Source organism: Mycoplasma sp. 1654_15 (genome assembly GCF_012516495.1).
Lineage (GTDB): Bacteria > Bacillota_I > Bacilli_A > Mycoplasmatales > Metamycoplasmataceae > Mesomycoplasma.
Map to the genome: position 1 here is coordinate 364,504 of NZ_CP051214.1, position 19,214 is coordinate 383,717.

The 19,214-nt window shown below is 24.8% G+C and carries 18 protein-coding genes; 9 read left to right on the forward strand and 9 right to left on the reverse strand.

The genetic code is table 4. The annotated features are described in order from the left end of the window. Positions 1-11 precede the first annotated feature (11 nt). From HF996_RS01660 to HF996_RS01680, 5 genes are read right to left on the reverse strand one after another with little or no spacing between them, the layout of a single operon-like run. Entirely contained in the window at positions 12-2,918 is a 2,907-nt protein-coding gene (locus HF996_RS01660) for a lysylphosphatidylglycerol synthase transmembrane domain-containing protein (protein WP_168910338.1), read from the reverse strand. Next, positions 2,911-3,522 carry an SMC-Scp complex subunit ScpB gene (gene scpB, locus HF996_RS01665; protein ID WP_168910339.1) on the reverse strand — a complete coding sequence of 204 codons (612 nt, stop codon included), beginning with the start codon at positions 3,520-3,522 and terminating at the stop codon, positions 2,911-2,913. Before scpB ends, HF996_RS01660 begins: the two co-directional genes overlap by 8 nt. Next, positions 3,512-4,261 (reverse strand): segregation/condensation protein A, encoded by a 750-nt coding sequence (locus tag HF996_RS01670; RefSeq protein WP_168910340.1) that lies wholly within the window; start codon positions 4,259-4,261, stop codon positions 3,512-3,514. Before HF996_RS01670 ends, scpB begins: the two co-directional genes overlap by 11 nt. A gap of 1 nt (position 4,262) precedes the next feature. Continuing rightward, a complete protein-coding gene (locus HF996_RS01675) occupies positions 4,263-5,039 on the reverse strand; it encodes a lysophospholipid acyltransferase family protein (RefSeq protein WP_168910341.1) in 777 nt (258 codons plus the stop codon). Between the two features lies 1 nt (position 5,040). Continuing rightward, a complete protein-coding gene (locus HF996_RS01680; protein ID WP_168910342.1) occupies positions 5,041-5,361 on the reverse strand; it encodes a 4'-phosphopantetheinyl transferase superfamily protein in 321 nt (106 codons plus the stop codon). A gap of 78 nt (positions 5,362-5,439) precedes the next feature. On the opposite strand from HF996_RS01680, the gene recU reads away from it, so the two are divergent. The 9 genes from recU to HF996_RS01725 all read left to right on the forward strand — a co-directional run bounded on the left by recU (position 5,440) and on the right by HF996_RS01725 (position 15,869). Further along, positions 5,440-5,928 carry a Holliday junction resolvase RecU gene (recU, locus tag HF996_RS01685; protein ID WP_168910343.1) on the forward strand — a complete coding sequence of 163 codons (489 nt, stop codon included), beginning with the start codon at positions 5,440-5,442 and terminating at the stop codon, positions 5,926-5,928. A 191-nt stretch (positions 5,929-6,119) separates the two neighbouring features. Then, entirely contained in the window at positions 6,120-7,124 is a 1,005-nt protein-coding gene (rpsB, locus tag HF996_RS01690) for a 30S ribosomal protein S2 (protein ID WP_168910344.1), read from the forward strand. A 1-nt stretch (position 7,125) separates the two neighbouring features. After that, the gene (gene tsf / locus HF996_RS01695; protein ID WP_168910345.1) at positions 7,126-8,016 is read left to right on the forward strand and encodes a translation elongation factor Ts; all 891 of its coding nucleotides are present in this window, start codon (positions 7,126-7,128) and stop codon (positions 8,014-8,016) included. Between the two features lie 50 nt (positions 8,017-8,066). Beyond that, positions 8,067-9,404, forward strand: coding sequence for a signal recognition particle protein (gene ffh, locus HF996_RS01700; protein WP_168910346.1), 1,338 nt, complete (start codon positions 8,067-8,069; stop codon positions 9,402-9,404). Positions 9,405-9,418: 14 nt separating this feature from the next. After that, entirely contained in the window at positions 9,419-10,801 is a 1,383-nt protein-coding gene (locus HF996_RS01705; protein WP_168910347.1) for a glycine--tRNA ligase, read from the forward strand. Beyond that, complete coding sequence (gene dnaG / locus HF996_RS01710; protein ID WP_168910348.1) at positions 10,801-12,624, forward strand: DNA primase; 1,824 nt, start codon at positions 10,801-10,803, stop codon at positions 12,622-12,624. Before HF996_RS01705 ends, dnaG begins: the two co-directional genes overlap by 1 nt. 9 nt (positions 12,625-12,633) lie before the next feature. Further along, positions 12,634-14,262: an RNA polymerase sigma factor gene (locus tag HF996_RS01715; RefSeq protein ID WP_174813140.1), complete on the forward strand. Its 1,629-nt coding sequence runs from the start codon at positions 12,634-12,636 to the stop codon at positions 14,260-14,262. A gap of 1 nt (position 14,263) precedes the next feature. Beyond that, on the forward strand, positions 14,264-15,034 hold the full coding sequence (locus HF996_RS01720; protein WP_168910349.1) for a Nif3-like dinuclear metal center hexameric protein: 771 nt from the start codon (positions 14,264-14,266) through the stop codon (positions 15,032-15,034). Positions 15,035-15,041: 7 nt separating this feature from the next. After that, positions 15,042-15,869, forward strand: coding sequence for a deoxyribonuclease IV (locus tag HF996_RS01725; RefSeq protein WP_168910350.1), 828 nt, complete (start codon positions 15,042-15,044; stop codon positions 15,867-15,869). Positions 15,870-15,876: 7 nt separating this feature from the next. Here HF996_RS01725 and HF996_RS01730 read toward each other — a convergent pair whose 3' ends face one another. From HF996_RS01730 to HF996_RS01745, 4 genes are all read right to left on the reverse strand, one after another. Continuing rightward, positions 15,877-17,034 (reverse strand): WavE lipopolysaccharide synthesis family protein, encoded by a 1,158-nt coding sequence (locus tag HF996_RS01730; protein ID WP_168910351.1) that lies wholly within the window; start codon positions 17,032-17,034, stop codon positions 15,877-15,879. Beyond that, positions 17,024-17,776: a sugar phosphate nucleotidyltransferase gene (locus HF996_RS01735; RefSeq protein WP_168910352.1), complete on the reverse strand. Its 753-nt coding sequence runs from the start codon at positions 17,774-17,776 to the stop codon at positions 17,024-17,026. The genes HF996_RS01730 and HF996_RS01735 overlap by 11 nt, the downstream gene beginning before the upstream one ends. Before the next feature lie 175 nt (positions 17,777-17,951). Beyond that, entirely contained in the window at positions 17,952-18,470 is a 519-nt protein-coding gene (locus tag HF996_RS01740; RefSeq protein WP_168910353.1) for a hypothetical protein, read from the reverse strand. Between the two features lie 137 nt (positions 18,471-18,607). After that, on the reverse strand, positions 18,608-18,937 hold the full coding sequence (locus HF996_RS01745; protein WP_168910354.1) for a hypothetical protein: 330 nt from the start codon (positions 18,935-18,937) through the stop codon (positions 18,608-18,610). Between the last annotated feature and the right edge of the window lie 277 nt (positions 18,938-19,214).

Sequence of the window (19,214 nt, forward strand, 5' to 3'; positions counted from 1 at the left end):
TATTGCCTTTTTTAAAAAAATAATATTGTAAGCAATAAAGAAATGACTACAACAGCAACTATTGAATAAGTAACTTTAAAGTAAATAGAATATGTTCTTTTTACTTTATTTTTTATTTCAGGATTTAAACTAATAGCATGCCGAATAGTTCTATATTTTTCAAGCCTTTTTTCACCTATTCAAACAATTATTAAAAACACACCTGAAGAAATATAAGGAATTAATCAAGTTAGAACTCTGCCTGAAAAATTAAAGACTTTTAGATAATAATCACCTTCTTGAGCAATTGTAGGATCTGAATTTGCTACAGGAAAGTAGTTTTTAAATACCATTAAAGAAATTAAATCAATTGAACCTAGTCCACTAGGCGTTGGATTTAAATTATTAGACATTATCAAAATATTAGTTCCAGATAAGAATTTTATATAACCTACAAAATCAAAGACATTATTATAAAGCTCTGGATGTAAACTTTTTTCTATAGCTGTCTGTGTTGTTCTTAATAAGATAAAAAAATTCATATTTATCAAAGAAAATACAATTGCTTTATAAAACAAGGTTTCCAAAAAGAATTTAAAGTCTTTGATAACGAAATAAAAGTTTTTCCTAAATAATTCAGCCTCTGCTTGTAAAAAATAATTTAATCTACTTTTATCTTCAATAATTTGAACTGGATTGAAGGATAATAATCAAATAAAAACTAATATTGCTTTGTGTTGTAATTTAGTTCAGATGGATAAAACTAAAATAATTAAAGTAACAAATAAATTAATAAAAATGTTAAAAATTAGCCAAACAAAAAGAATAATTTTGTCTACACTGTCAAATACCAATAAGTTATCTTTGTAAAAATAAAAACCTAAGGGCAACATTATTAAAGAATAAATTAATATAAAAATTTGGTGTAAAAAAGCAGCATAAGTAAAAGCTGACAGAATCTTTCTTAGTTTATAACCTTTTTTTTGTAAATATCAATACTGAATAATTTCTCCACCAAAATAAAAAGGCGTTGAGTTAGCCATAAACACTCCTAAAAATAATGACATTGAAATATGTCTAAATTTGATAGGAATATGAAGTTTTTTCATAATTCTATACATTAAAAAACCATTTCCAAGCGAGAAGAAAATATAATATATAACTATGAATAAAATAAATACACGCTTTTTTAAATTAGTTAAAAAAACATCATAAAATCCATTTAATAAAGAACTAAATGACTGTCCAACATCTTGATTTGTTATTTTATAAACCTGGTAAAATAAAAAAAACAAAATAACAACAATTACTGAAGCTAAAACAAATGCTTTTAAAGCGTTTTTCTTGTTTTGTTGTTTTTGAAGTTCATGTTTTGATAATGTCTTAATTTCTTTTTTTATTTCATTTTCATTGATGATAGCATCTTTATAATTTTGTTTTGTTAAATCAGATATTATTGTAGTTTTTAAAGTTCTTTTTATCTTGTTATACAAAAAGTAAATAATAGTATTTTTATCTAGAACAATCTTAATTTTTTCTTCATTTTCTGAAGAAATTGCTTCTAAAAACTTAACACTTTTTATTGTTAAATCTACTAACACTTTTTCTTCATTAAGTTTATGAATAAAATTTCTAAAATTATCATAATTTAGACGCTGCTTAAATTGATATATAGGTTGAAAATTATATTTAGTTTTTAAATTATCGATTTGTTTTAAAAAGCAATCATTTTCTTCTTTTAAAGCTTCTAAAACTCTAATATAAAATAGTGCCTGTGAAGTTAAACTATAATCTGTATTTTCTTTATTATTGAAGAAAAAAAAGTTTTGTTGATTAAATAAAAATACTTGTTGTTTAGAATATTTTTGAATTAAATATTCTTCTTGATTCTGATTAGAATAAAAAACTATTTGCTCTTGGAAATGTTCTTTTAAAAAAGTCTTTACATAATCAAGACTTTCAAGATTAACAATAAATTTAACTTCCCTATTGTTTATAAAAAATTTTCTTAAATATTCCAAACAAATAAGTTGTAATTCGTTTGTGCTTAGATATTCAAAAAAGCGTTTATTTTTATACAAAATATCAATATTTTTATCTTTAATTCAGAAGATAAAATCTGTATTTTTTTCAACCCTTTTTGTAAGTTTTTTTCAAATAATTTTTTTGTTAAATTTGTTAAATAAATTATTGTTTTTTGAGCTTCAAGACAATGATTTTATATTATCAATATTATTTTTTTTAAAATAATCAATAGCTACTTTGCTATCATCATTTAAGTTATTAAAAATACCAAATTTGAACTTGAAATTTTCCTGCAATGACAAAAGAAAATTTGCATTTTTCTCTATATTTTGCTTGATTTCTATAGGATTTAATATTTTTGCTTGATTATTATTTTTTAACTTCTCAATACTTCATTTTTCTTGAAAAACTTCATTTTCTAAAGAATTTAAATAACTAATTTGTTCAGAGTCTAAAGGTTTTAGCTCTTCTTGCTTAATTTGTAATTCAACATAATCTTTTTTCTTGTACTGAAATACATCTAAACTAATAAAAAAATCAAAGTCAAATTGTATAAATTCAGATTTATATTGTTGAAGCGAAAAATTAGTGTCCTTATCATATAAAAATACTTCTATTTTTGTTTCTTCAGATAAAACACTAGAGATGATACTTCCAAAAACAGTTGTAATTTCGCTTTTATTACAATAAAGCATTAATTTAATTTTTTGCTTATGCAACAATAAAAAATGCTTTAATTTCATAGCAAAATTAAAGACATTTTCTTCGTTTCATTCATTTTCTAAAATTCCAACTGGGGCTAAAATCTTAGAGTTTTGAATTTTTAAAGTTGATATAAAATACGATTCCAAATCATTTGTTTTATTTTTGGAAGAAGTTTGATAATTTATTTTGTTAGTATAAATACTATTCATCAAAAGAATCTTCTTCTCTTTGTGAACTATAAAGATCAAATGCTTCAGCTTCTTTTTGAACTACTTCATCTGCATTATTATCTGCAACAAAATAATCAAATTCTTTAAATTTAGGTAAATCTTTTAGCGATCTTAATTTAAAATAGTCAAAAAATTTATTAGTTACTCCATATAAAATTGGATTTCCTACTGTAGGCGCATTTCCCAATTCTTCTACTATTCCTTTTGCTAATAAAGAACCAACAATTGAATCTGAAATCTTCCCACCCCTAATTTGATTTATCATTGAACGAGTAACTGGTTGTTTGTAGGCTATTATAGCAGCGACTTCAATTGCTGAATTTGTTAGTTTGTATTTTCTTTCATTACTTACAAAATCAATTAAAAATGGTTTTACATCTTTTGCTGTAACAAATTTAAAAACATCATTAAACTCTACAATAGTTATTCCTCTATTTTCTCTGTTAAATTTAATCATATAGTCTTTTAAAATTTTTCTAGCTTCATTGACTTTATCTAGTTTTAAAGACTGTTGTAATTGTTCTGAAGTTAAACCTTGTTCACCTTGAATGTATAATAAAGCTTCAATAACTCTATATTTCATTTTCTTCTCCACCTTTGTAAATTTTTATATCACCAAATTGTTTTTCTTGTTTTAAATGTAGTATATGTTTTTTAGCCATTTCTAATACTGATATTAATGTAATAGAAAAGTGTTTTAGCGTAGGAAGTGCAAAAACTTCTTCAAAATCAAGCATATCATGTTCTTTTAAAAGATTCAAGACATAATTGCTTTGTTCTTCAGGATTTACATGCACATTATCAGTTTTAATTTGAATTTTTTCTTTTGCAGAGTTTCTTTCAAACATCATCCTTAAGATCTCAATTAGCTTCATTTGAGAAGACTTTCCATCTAATTTTGAATCTTCTCTTTTTCTTTTGTAATCAGCATAACTACTTGCTTGTTTTTCAAAGTAATTATTTCTATGTTCTAGTTGTTCTCTAAGCATTTCTGCAATTGCTTTTATTTGTTGATATTCATAAAGCATTGCCAAAATTTTATTTTTATCTATTTCTAATTCTTCATCAACTTCATCAGTTTTATCAATTAATAAAGCTCTTGCTTTAATGTAAATTAAAGTAGCAGCAATTACTAAATATTCTGAAGCTAATTTAATATTTTTATCTTTTAAATGATCGATGATTTTTATATACTGATCAGCTAATTCGACAACATCAACATCTTTGATTTCTATCTTTTTACTTCTTACAAGATCTAGTAATAAATCTAAAGGTCCATCATAATTTTTAATTTGGATATTTAATTCTTGATTTAAAAACATATTATTTTCTTGCCTTTTTAATTTGTTTTTCTGAAGGATTAATTATATAAGATTGTTCAATAATATTTTTAGATTTTAGAGCTAGTGCTTCTGCAGGTTGGGAGGAAACAAATGTTGCCTTAATAGGTTTGTGAATAATAACTTCGACAGTAAGTTTCTCTTTTCTATTGGTATCAAAAGCTGCACCTGAATTATTAATAGTGATAGGAATTATAGGTAAATAATTTTTCTTTGCAATTTTAAATGCACCAATCTTGAAATTTTGAATATTTCCATCCTCTGTTCTTGTTCCTTCTGGAAACACAACTCCATAAGTTTTTTTCTCACGTACAAACTTACCAAAATCTACTAAAGTTGCAAATGATTCTTTAATTTTTTGCCTATCTATAAAGAAAGTATCAATTAGTTGCAAGATTCATTTTGTTACTTTTTTATCTTGTAATTCTTTTTTTGCTAAAAAAGTTAAGACATTTTCTTTATCTTGTTCATCTTTATTTTGTTTTTCTAAAGCTAAATATACAAATAATGAATCAGCATTTGAAGCATGATTTGCCACTATCATTGCTGGTGTTTTTTGTATATTTTCATAACCTTTTATAACCACTTTGACATTAAAAAGTTTTAGTAAAGATTTTGCATATTTTAAAATTAAGCTAGATCTAAAATAAGGTGCAAGTTCTTTCTTTTTCTTTATATGTTTAGTTGAAAGTGATCTAATTTTGTTGATTCTATAAGCTCATAATCAGCTTCATAATACAAGTTTTAATTTAATTATCATATTATTCCTTGACCTTCATAACCACAGCTACTACAATGTTTTCTTCATTTGAAGTAGTAATGAAAAATTGATTTTCAAAATTTTCTATGAAGTATTTTCTTTCATTATATTTTAAATTAATTTTATTAAAATTAAAAAAAGAATTATCACATTTAAATAAAGCCTCTTTAATTGCCCAACGAGTAGCTATAAAATTTAGCTTTTCTTCCTCCGCATTTAGTAAACAATATTTTAAAAATTCTTCATTATGAAGTATTTTTTTTACAAAAGCTTCTGATTTATTCTTAAATCTTTGTTTATTCGTGATATCAATTCCTATCATATAGTAAATTCTCTTTCTTTTTTCCTAATTTTTTTCTTTTTTGTTGAAAATACTCTAAAAATTATAAATATAAATTATATGATAGTAAAAAACAAAGGAATGATCTTAGAAAAAATTATTAACTTAACAATCGACTTTTATTGAAAAAATAATATAGCAATTTGTCATAAGAAAAACTTAGATATTCAATTTAAAAAAGTAAATGAAAATTTAAAGCTAGACAAAAGCTATATTTCTAAAAAAAGCACAGTTGATTATTATGGTATATACAAAGGAATTTTTTTAGCATTTGAAGCAAAAAGTACAAACGAAAACAGATTAAACTTAAACATCATTCCAAAGCATCAAATAAACTATTTAAAAAAAATTAAACAACATTTTGGTTGTGCTTTCTTTATCATTTTATTTAAAACAGATGAACGTTTTTTCTTGATCAGTATTGATAAAATTGACTTTGAAAAACAAAAATCTTTAACAATTGACTACTTAAGTAAAAATGGCTTTGAACTTATTTTAACTTATCCTGGAATTATTGACTTTGTCGAATTTATAGATAAAATGCTGTAATTTTCTTCTTTTTCTTTTATTTTCTGCTAAAATTCAAAAACTATTACTTACAAATTATGTCAAACTTTTTTGATTTTGACAAAATATTTATAAACAAATAAGCATTAAAATGGATTCGGTTGGGTGTGCAAAAATTGTGCTAGCCGTTAGAAATTTTAAGAAGAAAAAAACAAACTAAAGGAAACTAAAACATGACAGCAAAATCTGAAAACTTAAAACCAGAAAAAGAAATCAAAACAAAATCAGCTGAACATAATTCAGCAAATGAACAAAACAAAGAACAAACACAACAAACAGAAGCTACTCCTATTGTTTCAAAACAAAAACTTTTAGAAGCAGGAACATATTTTGGACACAAAGCTTCACAATGACATCCAAAAATGCAATCCTACATTTTAAAAAAACCTAAAAATGGAACACACATTTTAGATGTTGTTAAAACTCAAAAAACACTTGAAATTGCTTACCAATTAATTCACAAATTAGCTTCAAAAGGAGCTTCATTTATTTTTGTTGGTACAAAAAAACAAGCTAAAAAAGTTGTAGAAGCACAAGCAGAAAGAACTAATTCAATTTTCGTTTCAGAAAGATGATTAGGTGGAACTTTAACAAACAAAAAAACAATTTTATCTAGATTAAAACAAATGCAAGAATTAGAAGTGCATGCTGAAAATAATTTCAGTAATTACACCAAAAAAGAAGGTGTTTTAATGGCTAAAAAACTTGCTAAGTTACAAAAAAACTTAAATGGTATTAGAGGATTGAAATTCATAAATAATGATAAGTTAATTATGTTAGTAGCAGATCCAAACAAAGATATTATTGCTATTAAAGAAGCTAAAAAAGCTAAAGTAAAAGTAATAGGAATTATGGACTCTAACACCGATCCATCTTTATTGGATTTTGGAATTCCAGCAAATGATGATTCTGTTAAATCAATAACTTTAATCTTTACAATATTAGCAGATGCTATTGCAACAGCTAAAGGAGGTAAAGCTTTATTTGCTTACCAACCTACAGAAAGCATTGTTCTTCCAGAAGATCCTGACAAAGAACAAAAAGCTATAAATAAATTTAAAAAATTCAGCGCAGATGCACAAAATCAAATTCACCAAAAAAACTTCACTGCAAGAGTAAAACCAGAAGCTCATTCAAAAGAAAAAGAAGAAAATAAAGAACAAAAACAAGGAGAATAATATGTCAGCAGATTTAATGCAAAAAATAAAAAAGTTAAGAGAAATTACAGATGCACCTTTTATAGATTGTAAAAAAGCTTTAGAGCAAACTGGTGCAGATTTAGACAAAGCTATCGCTTGATTACAAGAAAACGGAAAAACCAAAGCTCTTAAAAAAGCAGATAGAATCGCTGCAGAAGGTTTAGTTTTTGCAACTAAAAACCAAACACATGGAGTTATTGTAGAACTAAATTCTGAAACAGATTTTGTTGCAAAAAACAAAAATTTTGTTGAATTACTTCACTTAGTATCAGAAACTTTATTAGAAAATGATTTTTCTTCAGAACAAGAAGCTTTTAAATTAAAAACAAAATTAGGTAAAACTATTGAAGATTCAATTACAGATGCAACAGCAACTATTGGAGAAAAAATTTCTTTAAGAAGATTTAAAAAAGTTGCTATTAAACCAGAAGAACAACTAGGAGTTTACATTCACCACAATGGACAAATAGCAGCAATAGTTTTAATTAAATCTCAAAAAGAACAAGTTGCTAAAAATATTGCAATGCATGTAGCAGCTTTAAATCCAGAATTTATATTTATAAAAGATGTTCCACAAGAACAAATTAAAAAATTAGAAAATGAATTCAAAGCCTCTCCAGCATTAGCAGGTAAACCAGAAAAAATTCAAGAAAATATCCTAAGAGGTATGATGAACAAAGAATTAGGTAAATTTGTTTTAGTAGCTCAAGAATTTGCTTTAGAATCACAATACACAGTACAAAAATATTTAGAAGCTAATAATTCTGAATTATTGGAAGTTGTAAGATTTGAAGTAGGTGAAGGAATTGAAAAACAATCAGTAGATTTTGCTCAAGAAGTAGCAGCTCAAATAAAAGAGAATCAAAAATAATATAAACTTAAATTTTTCTATTACAAATAGAAAAATTTTTGTATTTTTTTATGTTAGATTTTTTAAGTAAAAGATTTCAAAAATCATTTGCTAAAATGAATGCTAAGACTACACTTAAGGAAGAAGACTTAAATGAAGTTATTAGAGAAATCAAATTAGCATTATTAGAAGCTGACGTTAATTTATTGATTGTTAAAGATTTTATCAAGGAAATTAAAGAAAAAGCTTTAGCAACAGAGATTACTACTACATTAAATCCACAACAACAATTTATTAAGATAGTAAATGAAAATTTAGTAAAAGTCTTAGGTGAAAAACCAAAACAAATTAAGTATAACAAACCGATTGAAAAAATAGTTTTAGTAGGTCTTCAAGGTTCTGGTAAGACAACTACAGTAGCAAAATTAGCTCATTTTTCACTTCGTAAAAAACATATTAACAAACCATTACTAATTGCTGCTGATATTTATCGTCCAGCTGCTATTGAACAACTAATCCAATTAGGAAAACAAATTAATATTCCTGTATTTTCGCAAAAAGATAGCTCACCACAAGAAATTGTTAGTGCAGGATTAGAATTTGCAAAAGATAATGAGTTTGATTTAGTTATTATAGATACAGCCGGAAGACTTTCTATTGATGAAAAATTAATGCAAGAATTACAAGATATAGAAAAAACTGCTAAACCACATGAAATTTTCTTTGTAGCAGATGCACTTTCTGGTCAGGACATAATAAATGTTGCTAAAACATTTAATGAACATATTTCTTTAACTGGTTCCATTATTACTAAATTAGATTCAGATGCAAGAGGTGGAGCTGCTCTTTCATTAACTAAGCTGTTAAAAATTCCAATAGTGTTTATTGGAACAGGTGAAAAAATTACAAATTTTGATTTATTTTATCCAGACAGAATGGCTTCAAGAATTTTAGGAATGGGAGATGTCCTTTCTTTAATCGAGAAGGCAGAAGAAGTAATTGATAAAGATCAAATAGGAAAAATCGGTAAAAAAATTTTTTCAGGTAACTTTAATTTAGATGATTTACTAAATAGTTTATACCAAATACAAAAACTGGGTAAGATGACTAAAATAATTAAACTTATTCCAGGTATGGCAGATAAAATAAATTCAGATCAAATTACAGAAGCAGAAAAGAAAATCAAACTTTATGAAATTTTGATTTCTTCTATGACTATGGAAGAAAGAAAAAAACCTAAATTATTAAAAAACGATTCAAGAAAAAGAAGGATTTTAAAAGGTTCAGGAAGAAGTTCACAAGAATTTAATAGACTTTTAAATGAATTCGAACAAATGTCTAAAAAAATGAAGGAAATATCGCAAAACAAAGGCGGTATTTTCAATTCAATGATGCAAAATAAATTTTAAATAAAGGACATATTATGGAAGACAAAATAGAAATGCAAACTTTAATTAATCACTTAAAACAATTCGGTTTTGTTTTTCAAGGTTCAGAAATTTATGGCGGTTTAGCAAATACTTGAGATTATGGACCTTTAGGTGTTTTACTCAAAAAAAATATTCAAGATCTTTGGTGAGATTATTTTATAACCAAAATTCATAATAACTTCGCAATTGATAGCAAAATTCTATTAAGTCCCAATGTTTGACAAGCTTCAGGACATACAAGTAATTTCAACGATCTTTTAATAGAAAATAAAGTCAATAAAAAACGTTATCGTGTAGATCATCTTTTCGAAGAATTATTCCCTGACTTAAATTTTAATGACTTTACACAAGAAAAAATTTTAGGACTTTTTAAAGAAAAAGTACTAAAATATGACAACTCATCAACACAATGAGATGAAATTAAACAATTTAATTTAATGTTTGAAACACAACAAGGTGTAGTTGAAGATAAAAAGTCAAAGATATTTTTAAGACCTGAAACTGCTCAAGGAATTTTTATTAATTTTAGAAATATTCAGAGATCAATGAGATTAAAGCTACCATTTGGAATAGGTCAAATTGGAAAATCTTTTAGAAATGAAATAACTCCAGGTAATTTCATTTTTAGAACAAGAGAATTTGAACAAATGGAATTGGAAATTTTTAGTCATCCTGATCAAGCGCAACAAATTTTTGAAGATTATTTAAATAAAATTCAAGATTTCCTTTTTAACACTTTAAAAATAAATAAAAATCTTGTTAGAATTAGGCACCATGAGCCAGAAGAATTAGCTCATTATTCACTTGCTACATCTGATATTGAATTTTTATTCTTATTTGGTTGAGGAGAATTAATAGGATTAGCTAACCGTTCAGATTTTGATCTTAAAGCTCATTCAGTAGCTTCAGGAGAAAAATTAGACTATTTAGATCCATTTACAAATCAAAAATTTTTCCCTTATATAATAGAACCATCTATGGGTGTTGATAGATTATTGCTAGCTGTTTTAACAAATTGCTACAAAGAAGAAATAATCAAGGAAAATGAAGAAAAAAGAACACTTTTATCTCTTCCCTTTTCGCTTGCACCATTCAAAGTGGCGATTTTACCTTTAGTTAAAAAACTTAGCCCAAAATCTTTAGAAATATACAATTTACTATTAAAACATTCTATTTCCGCCACCTTTGATGAAGCAAATTCAATTGGAAAAAGATATAGAATTCAAGATGCAATCGGAACTTATTATTGTATCACCATTGATTATCAAACTTTAGAAGATAATACAATAACAATTAGAGAACGTGATTCAATGAAACAATTTAGAATTTCAATAGATGATTTATTAATATTTTTAGAAAAGGCTAAACACAATTAATGAATGTTAAAGAAGTTGATTTAATTCTTAATCAAGTAAATATTTTTGAAGTAATTTCAAACTTTATTAATTTAACAAAAAAAGGTAATGACTTTTTAGGTCTATGTCCTTTTCATGAAGATTCATCTCCTTCTTTATCAGTTTCTGTTAGTAAAAAAATATTTAAATGTTTTTCATGTAACGTTGGAGGCAATGCTTATTATTTTGTAAAAAAATTTAATCACTGAGATGATATAAAAACGCTAGAGTATTTTAAAAATCAATTTAATTTAAATATTGATTTATCACACATTCAAAGCAACATTAAACACTACAGTGAAAACGAATTACAAGCATTAAAAGCTCTTGATGATGCATTTTTATTTTATTCTTTAGAATTAAAACAAAACAGCCCTGATTATGTCAAAAAATTTTTATTAGAAAGAAATTTAAATAAAGAAATCATTGACTTTTTTTCTATAGGTTATTGTCCTAAATCAGGTATCAAAGAAAAGTTGCTTAAAAAAGGACACGACGAAGCACTTTTAATAAATTATTCTTTGATTTCTTTAGAAAAAAAAGTAGATATTTTCCAAGACAGATTGGTTTTTGCTATTAAAAACCTTGACAATAAAGTAATTGGTTTTTCAGGTCGTAAAATTTTAGATTCAACACTTGGCCCTAAATACCTTAATTCATCAACAAACTCATTATTTTCTAAATCAGAAGTTTTATATAATTACTCAAATGCAGTTCAATTTGCTTCTTTTTCAAAGACTTTAATAATTTGCGAAGGCTTTATGGATGTTATTGCATTCTACAAAGATGGTATTAAAAATGCAATTGCAATAATGGGTACAGCACTAACTAAAAATCACATTCAACATTTAAAACCATATGAAATTTTATTAGTTTTAGATAGCGATCAAGCTGGTATTGAAGCCACTTTAAAATCAATTTATACATTATTAGAACATAAAATAACAACTAAAGTGTTGCAACCTTTATCTACCAAAGACCCAGATGAATATTTTTCCAAATTTGGACCTGGTTCTTTACAAAAAGCAATAAAAAATAGACAAGATGGAATAAATTTTGTTTATGAACATCTTAGTAAAACTATTGACTTGAATAATCTTTCTTCATTAGATCATTTTATTAAAGAATTTAGCAAGTATTTACAATTTTGTACAAAAAATATTCAAGACTTTTTCATCGAAAAAATAAATAAAGATTTTAACATCTCCCCTACTTCTTGAAAATTTTTAAAAACAAATTTAGAAAAACAACAACGTTATTTTAATAATCATTATATTAAAGAGCTTCCTAAATATTATAAAGATCAAGTAACACCAATATATAAAGATGACTTAGAAAATCTTGGAGTTGAATTAGCAGAACCTAAAATTCAAGAACAAAAAAAATCCACAAATAAGCCTAAAAAGGAATTCCAAATGGAAAACAGCGAAAAAATTGCTCTTATTTCTTTATTACTTTTTCCTTCATTTATCGAAGTCATTAAAAAATATAATTATGAATTTCAATCTCCTAAATTTAAAATGTATTTTTCCAAACTAGTTTCATCTAATTTTAAACAAGAAAACATAGAAACAATATATTTTAAACTTACTTCATCTACAGTCAAAACTGGCGAACGTGTTAAATTAGAAAACACACAAGATAAATTTGAAAATTTAATAAAAACCTTACAAAATAAACAAGAAAATCGAAATATTGAATCTATTTTAGCATCATGAAAAAACGGAATGATGACTGAACAAGAAGCAAAAGATGCAATCTCTATAATCCAACAAAGAAACAAACAAAAAAATGAAATTTATTAAGGAGTAATTATGACAGCGAAAAAATTAACTTCTACATCTACAGATATAAACGCACCTAAAAAAGAAACTAATAGCAAAGAAAAAGAAGCAAAAACAACTGCTAAAAAATCTTCATCAACTAAAAAAAGTATATCTACTAAAAAAGCAACTTCAACCAAAAAAACAACAACTACAAAGAAAAAAGAAGCAAAAACAAGCACTAAAAAATCTTCTACAACAAAAAAATCTACATCTTCTAAAAAGAGCACAACTACTAAAAAAACTGCATCTACAAAATCAAAAACTAAATCAAAAAACAAATCTAAAACCAACGACATTTCCTTTGTGATTAAAGAACTTAAATCTGGAATGAAAGCTTTAAATAAAAAGTTTTTATCACAAGATGAGGTGATGAAATTCTTAGAAAAAAATAAATTAGAACTTGACACAGATCAAGCTGTTGATGAGTTTTTAAGTACATTAATTAAAAATAAAATTTTAAATACAGAAACAGATGATTTAGATCAAGAAGAGTTGGATTTAAAAGAATTTGCTCAAAATATAAAAGAAAAATCACAAGAATTTTTCCACCACGATGACGAAGATTCTGATGATGATTTTATGGATTCATTACACAATGATGATGATTATTTAGACGATGGTGATTTCGAAGATATTGATGCAGACGATGAGTTAAAAATCAAGGATATTCACGACATTGAATTGGATAAAATTCATATTAGTTCTAAAACTCCTTATATATTAAATGACGCTTCTTATAGAAACAAACTTTCTGATACAAATGACATCATTAAATGATATATGCGTTGAATCGGAAAGTATGGAAAATTACTTACACCAGAAGAAGAGTTGAGATTAGCTAAAACAGCAAAAATGGGTGGTCGTGTAGGTAAAAGAGCAAGACATACTTTAATTAAAAGAAATCTTCGTTTAGTTATTAATAATGCAAAAAGATATAAAAACAGAGGTCTGACTTTTATTGACTTAATTTCTGAAGGAAATCAAGGAATTTTAAAAGCTGTTGATAAATATGATTACACCAAAGGTTATAAATTTTCAACTTATGCAACTTGATGAATTAGACAAGCAATCACACGTGCTGTAGCAGATCAAGCAAGAATTATCCGTATTCCAGTTCATATGGTAGAAACTATTAATAAAATCAACAAAATAGAAAGAGAATTACAACAAGAATATGGAGTAACTCCAACAGATGAACAGATAGCTCAAGCAATGGGTGGAGACTTTACTGCAGACAAAGTAAGATATACTAAAAAAATTAATATCGATCCCATTTCATTAGATAAAGCTATTGGTAAAGAAGAAGATAGCTCCTTTTCAGACTTTATTAAAGATGAAAGTGTAATTTCACCTGTTGATTATTCAGAACGAGAAGAAAAAACCAAAATCCTAAGACAAATGATAGAAAATAATTTAGATAATGAAGAAAAAGTCTTTATTATGAAGCGTTATGGTTTTGGAACTGATCCAAACGGAAATCAATACAGAATTCACAGTTTTGATGAATTAGCTAAAGAAAGAGGAGTAACTAAAGAAAGAATTAGACAAATTGAGTCAAAAATCCTAAAAAAACTAAGACATCCTCAGAAAAAATGAAAACAAAGGGATTTAATTTAATTTGAACACTTCAATTTTAGACATTTCTAACTATTTAAACACATTATTTCCTATAGAACAAGCTGAATCTTGAGATAAGCCAGGATTTAGTTTTTTCTTCATAAAAGAAGTAAAAAAAGTGTTTATATGTATAGATTTAACGCCAAAAATTTTAGATCAAGCCATAAACGAAAATGTTGATTTGATCATAACTCATCACCCTTTTTTATTTTATAATACTAAAACTTTGAACTATAAATTTAGTCCATATAAAAGAAAAATGGTTAAAAAAATAAAACAAGCACAAATTAACATTTTCTCGCTACATACAAATTACGATTCTAACAGTAATGCCACAGCTAATGCAATATTAAAGCATTTAGGTTTAAATGTTATACAAACTCAATCAATTGATAATTATAATCTTTTAGTAGAAACAAAAATTAAGTTTTTTTATCTAGTAAAACAAGTTAAAAATGCTTTAAATTTGAAGCATTTACAAACTAATTTAAACAAAAATATTAATATAAATAAAATAGCAATTTTGCCAGGTTCTGGTGGTATTGAAGCAGTTTTTTTAGCTAAAAAACATAAAGCAGATTTAGTTATAACATCTGATTTAAAATGATCAGATGAATTAAGTTTTTCTTTTAAAAACATTAATGTTTTGCTTGTTCCTCATTTGATAGAACAATTTTTTGCTTTCGATGTTAAACAAAGATTAGAAAAAGAATTTTCTAACCAATTTGAAATAAAAATAGTATTATTAGAAGAAATACTTTACAACATTTAAGGAAAAAATGATTAAACTTGGCTCTCACATTTCATTTAAAAAACCCGGTTATTTAACAACAGCAGTAGAAGAATCGCTTCAAAACAAAGCAAACACAATGATGATTTTTTTAGGTGCTCCTCAAACCACTAAAAGAGTTGATGTTTCTTTGTATAATTTGCAAACTTATTTAGATAAATATCAGAATTTAATTACTCCTGAAGATATTATTGTTCATGCTCCCTACATTGTTAATCCTTCGAGTGTGACTAAACATAAATTTTCAAACGATTTTTTAATACAAGAAATCCATAGAATGAACTACATCGGAGCAAAATACTTGGTTTTACATCCAGGCTCATATACTACTTTTACTATTCAAGAATCTTTAAATCAATTAATCGAGTCTATAAAATACATACTATCTAAAACAAAAGATGTTGTAATTACTATAGAGACAATGGCAGGCAAAGGAACAGAAGTAGGAACAACTTTTGAAGATATTGTTTATGTAATTGAGTCTATAAATTCAGAACGTGTTGGTGTTTGTTTAGATACTTGCCATATTTGAGATGCAGGTTATAACTTACATAATTATGATGAATTTATTTTAAAATTAAAATCAACAAGATTAATAAACTATTTAAAAGTAATTCATTTAAATGATTCCAAAAATGAATTAAATTCTAAAAAAGATAGACATGAAAATATAGGAAAAGGTTTTATTGGTTTTGAAACTTTACAAAAAATAGTGCACGAACCTTTATTTGATAATATACCAATTATTTTAGAAACTCCATGAGTAGATAATAAACCAATTTACAAAGAAGAAATTGAAAAATTACTTCAAAAATAAAGAAAAACTAGTTTTGACAACTAGTTTTCTTTATTTTAAATTTTAAGAAATTTCGTTTTTCAAAAAGAAAAATAAAACGATAAAATACTTTAACAAAAAGCATATATAAAATATTTAAAAACCAAATAGTTAGTAATCTAAATATTCACACTATATGTTCTTTTCTGTTGGAAATTTTCATTTTTCTAACAAAAGATCAATGTGATAGATACATATTTTTAGTTTTATTTATTCAACCAAATCGACTTTGAACTTGTTTATCTTTAAAAGTTTCTTGATATCAATAAAGAAAATCTAAATAAAATCACGATTCAAATAAAGCAAAAGATAATAACTGTGCCACCATATAACGAGATTTTTGATTTCAAATCTTTGTCATATTGTAATTTAGTGGAATAAAATTATTAAATAATATATGTTTATTAACTTCTTTTTCTTCATCTGTTAATTTTGTATCGTACATTCCTATATTTTTGATTTCAAATTTTTCTTTTACACTAAAAGAAGTAAAATAAACTTCAGGGAATGCAAAAGCTTTGAAAGCGTAGTCATTATCTTTATATTTTGGGTGATTGCTATAATAATTAGCAAATTCTTCTTGATTTTCTATTAGTTCTATTCTATTTCAATAAAGTTTTACATCTTCTGTTAATCCTAAGTGAAGTCAATCTGAAACACTTACGTTGACATCATTATATTCTGGAAGTACAGCAATTTTTTGTGTAAAAGAAGATAAAGTTACAATTTTTTCTTTAAAAAGACTATATTTTTCTTCTTTTTTAGGGAAATAATAATTGTAATCAACTAAAATTCTATCATCATGTAATGATAAATCATTTCTCATTCTAAGAACATATTTTGTATTTACTAACTTTAAACCAGCTCTTACAGCAACAATCATTCTGTTGTAATTCATTCCCATTTGGAAAACTCCAGGTAGCTTTAATCCTCCCGGATCTTGACTTTTTACTATTAATACGTTAGGAATGTTTTCAATTAATGTTGTATCATCTTGTTCTCAGCATGAGACTATAATTTTGCTTTTTGGAAGAACCTTTAAAACTCGTTTTACAGCATTGTAAGTGTGCTTGTTAAATGGTCCATTTAAAACTACACTTAAGTCGTTTTGATCAATTTTTTTCAATTTTTTTCAATTAAATCTCATTGTTGATTTCCTTTAAATATTCTTTTACTTGCAAAGGAGTTCCTAAACTTTTATAGTTTTGATTTTGAATTTTATAAAAGCCAACCTTTTGTTTAAATTTATTGATTAAAATATTATAAATATTAGAAAGATAAAATTCGTTATTGATTTTTAAATTATTTTTCTTCATTATCCTAAATGCTCTAAAGAAGAATTTTGCCTTTTTAAAAAAATACATACCAGAAATTGCTAAATTAGAAACTACTTGTTTTTCTACAGTTTTAACTACTAAATTATTTTTAATTTTAATATATGAAAAAAGAGGTAAATTATTTTCAAAAACAGATAAATTTGCTTGATTTTCCTTCATTTTTAAAGCTTTTTCAATAAAAAAACTTGTTTGATTATTTATATAAAAATTATCTGAATCTGCAATTAATAAAGCTCTATTTTTACATACTATATTTTCAACAAGCGAAGCAGTTTCGGCAGCTCCTTTTGTTAATTTATCAATAAAAACCAGTCTAATTTTGTATTTATTTTTTAGATATTCAATTTGCTTTGGATATTTATTTAAAAATTCTTTTAGAAAAACTACTATTTTATTTTCATAATCTAAAAAACTTTCAATTGCATATTCAATTATCATTTTTTTATTTACTAAAATAAATGGTTTATCTTCTAAAAATCCTTCTTTTTTAAACCTAGCGCCTGCTCCGGCAGCAATAATGACGATTTGAACATTTTTATTTTTCTTTTGCATAACTTTACCTAAATTATGATTTTGATTTTATATATTTCTAGTAGTATAAATTAAAATTTTATCAACTTAGCTATATAATTTTTGAATTTTTTCGATAGCTTTTAAAAAAGGTTTTACTTCCCTATGACTTTAATTTTTTTCTTTTAGATACAAAGGATTATGTCCTAGTCGCTAACTATTCTCATTTTTTCTCCATTAAATAATTAAATTTTTCTATTGCTAATAAGTAAAACATTTTTTGATGTTCTAGATTTTCATAATGGAGTGGAATCATAGTTAAAAATAATAATGCTTCAATAAACTTGATGTCGTCAATGTTTAAGTTAAACTGTTTTTGTATTTGTTTTTCTAAATAAGAATTAGTTTTTTTTACTATTTCATTTGTGAAAATTTCATAGTCAAAATAAATGTTTTGTCTTTGTTTTAAAGTAAATTTATCAAATTTTATAAAATCATAATAACCATTAAAACTATGAAGTAATTTTTCAAAATCATATCTAAGATCACCTAAAATTGAGTTTTTTTGTGCAAATTTTCCTCTTGGATCTATAAATTTAAGTTCATTTAAATCTTTCGAAATTAATAAATTTGCAGGATAAAAATCACCGTGAGTAATTCTTATCAAAGCATTTTTAAAAAGTTTGTTTTTAATTGTTTGAAAAATTCAATCTTTTATTTTGCTAAGATTTTTCATTTTAATATTATTAATAAATATATATTCAGATTTAATAAGATGATTAAAATAATCGATCTTTTCTAGCTCTTGTAGTCTTTGTTTTGTTTTTGTTAAATAAATAAAATCAAGAAAATTTACTTCATTTTCTTCATAGTTTATAGGATGATTGTAAAATTAAAAAGAATTTCAAGACATTTATCTACAATTGATTTCCAAAAACTTTCATCATATTCTTTATTCACTAAAAGAGAAGCTAGGTTATAACCATCAATAAAAGACATATAATATCCAGAAAATTCTTGCTTGTTTTGAGCAAATTTAAAATCGAAAACTTCTGGACCAAATTTATTTAAATCGCTTGGTAAATTTTTATATCAGTTTCATTCGCTAAATAATTTATCAGTTTGAAATGATGATTTAAAAATTAAATTATTTTCGACCAGTTCTATAGAATTAAATGCTCTGCTTTGAAATTTATTCTTCATAAAATTTAGCTAATAGTTTAATTTAACTATATTTCCTTTGTTATTATTAATTTATATTATTGAATATAATAAGTTTCCTTTATCATAGGATCAAACTAACTATATTATTATATATAAACTAAACAATAAAAAAAGATTAATTTAACAAGTACTATTTATACTTCAATAATTATCTGCGAAATAAAAATAAAAAATATTTGGAGTTTTTCAAAAAAAGTATTATAATTTAAAAACTAAATTTAGGACTATGAAGCATAAGGTTGCGATACACTAAAAA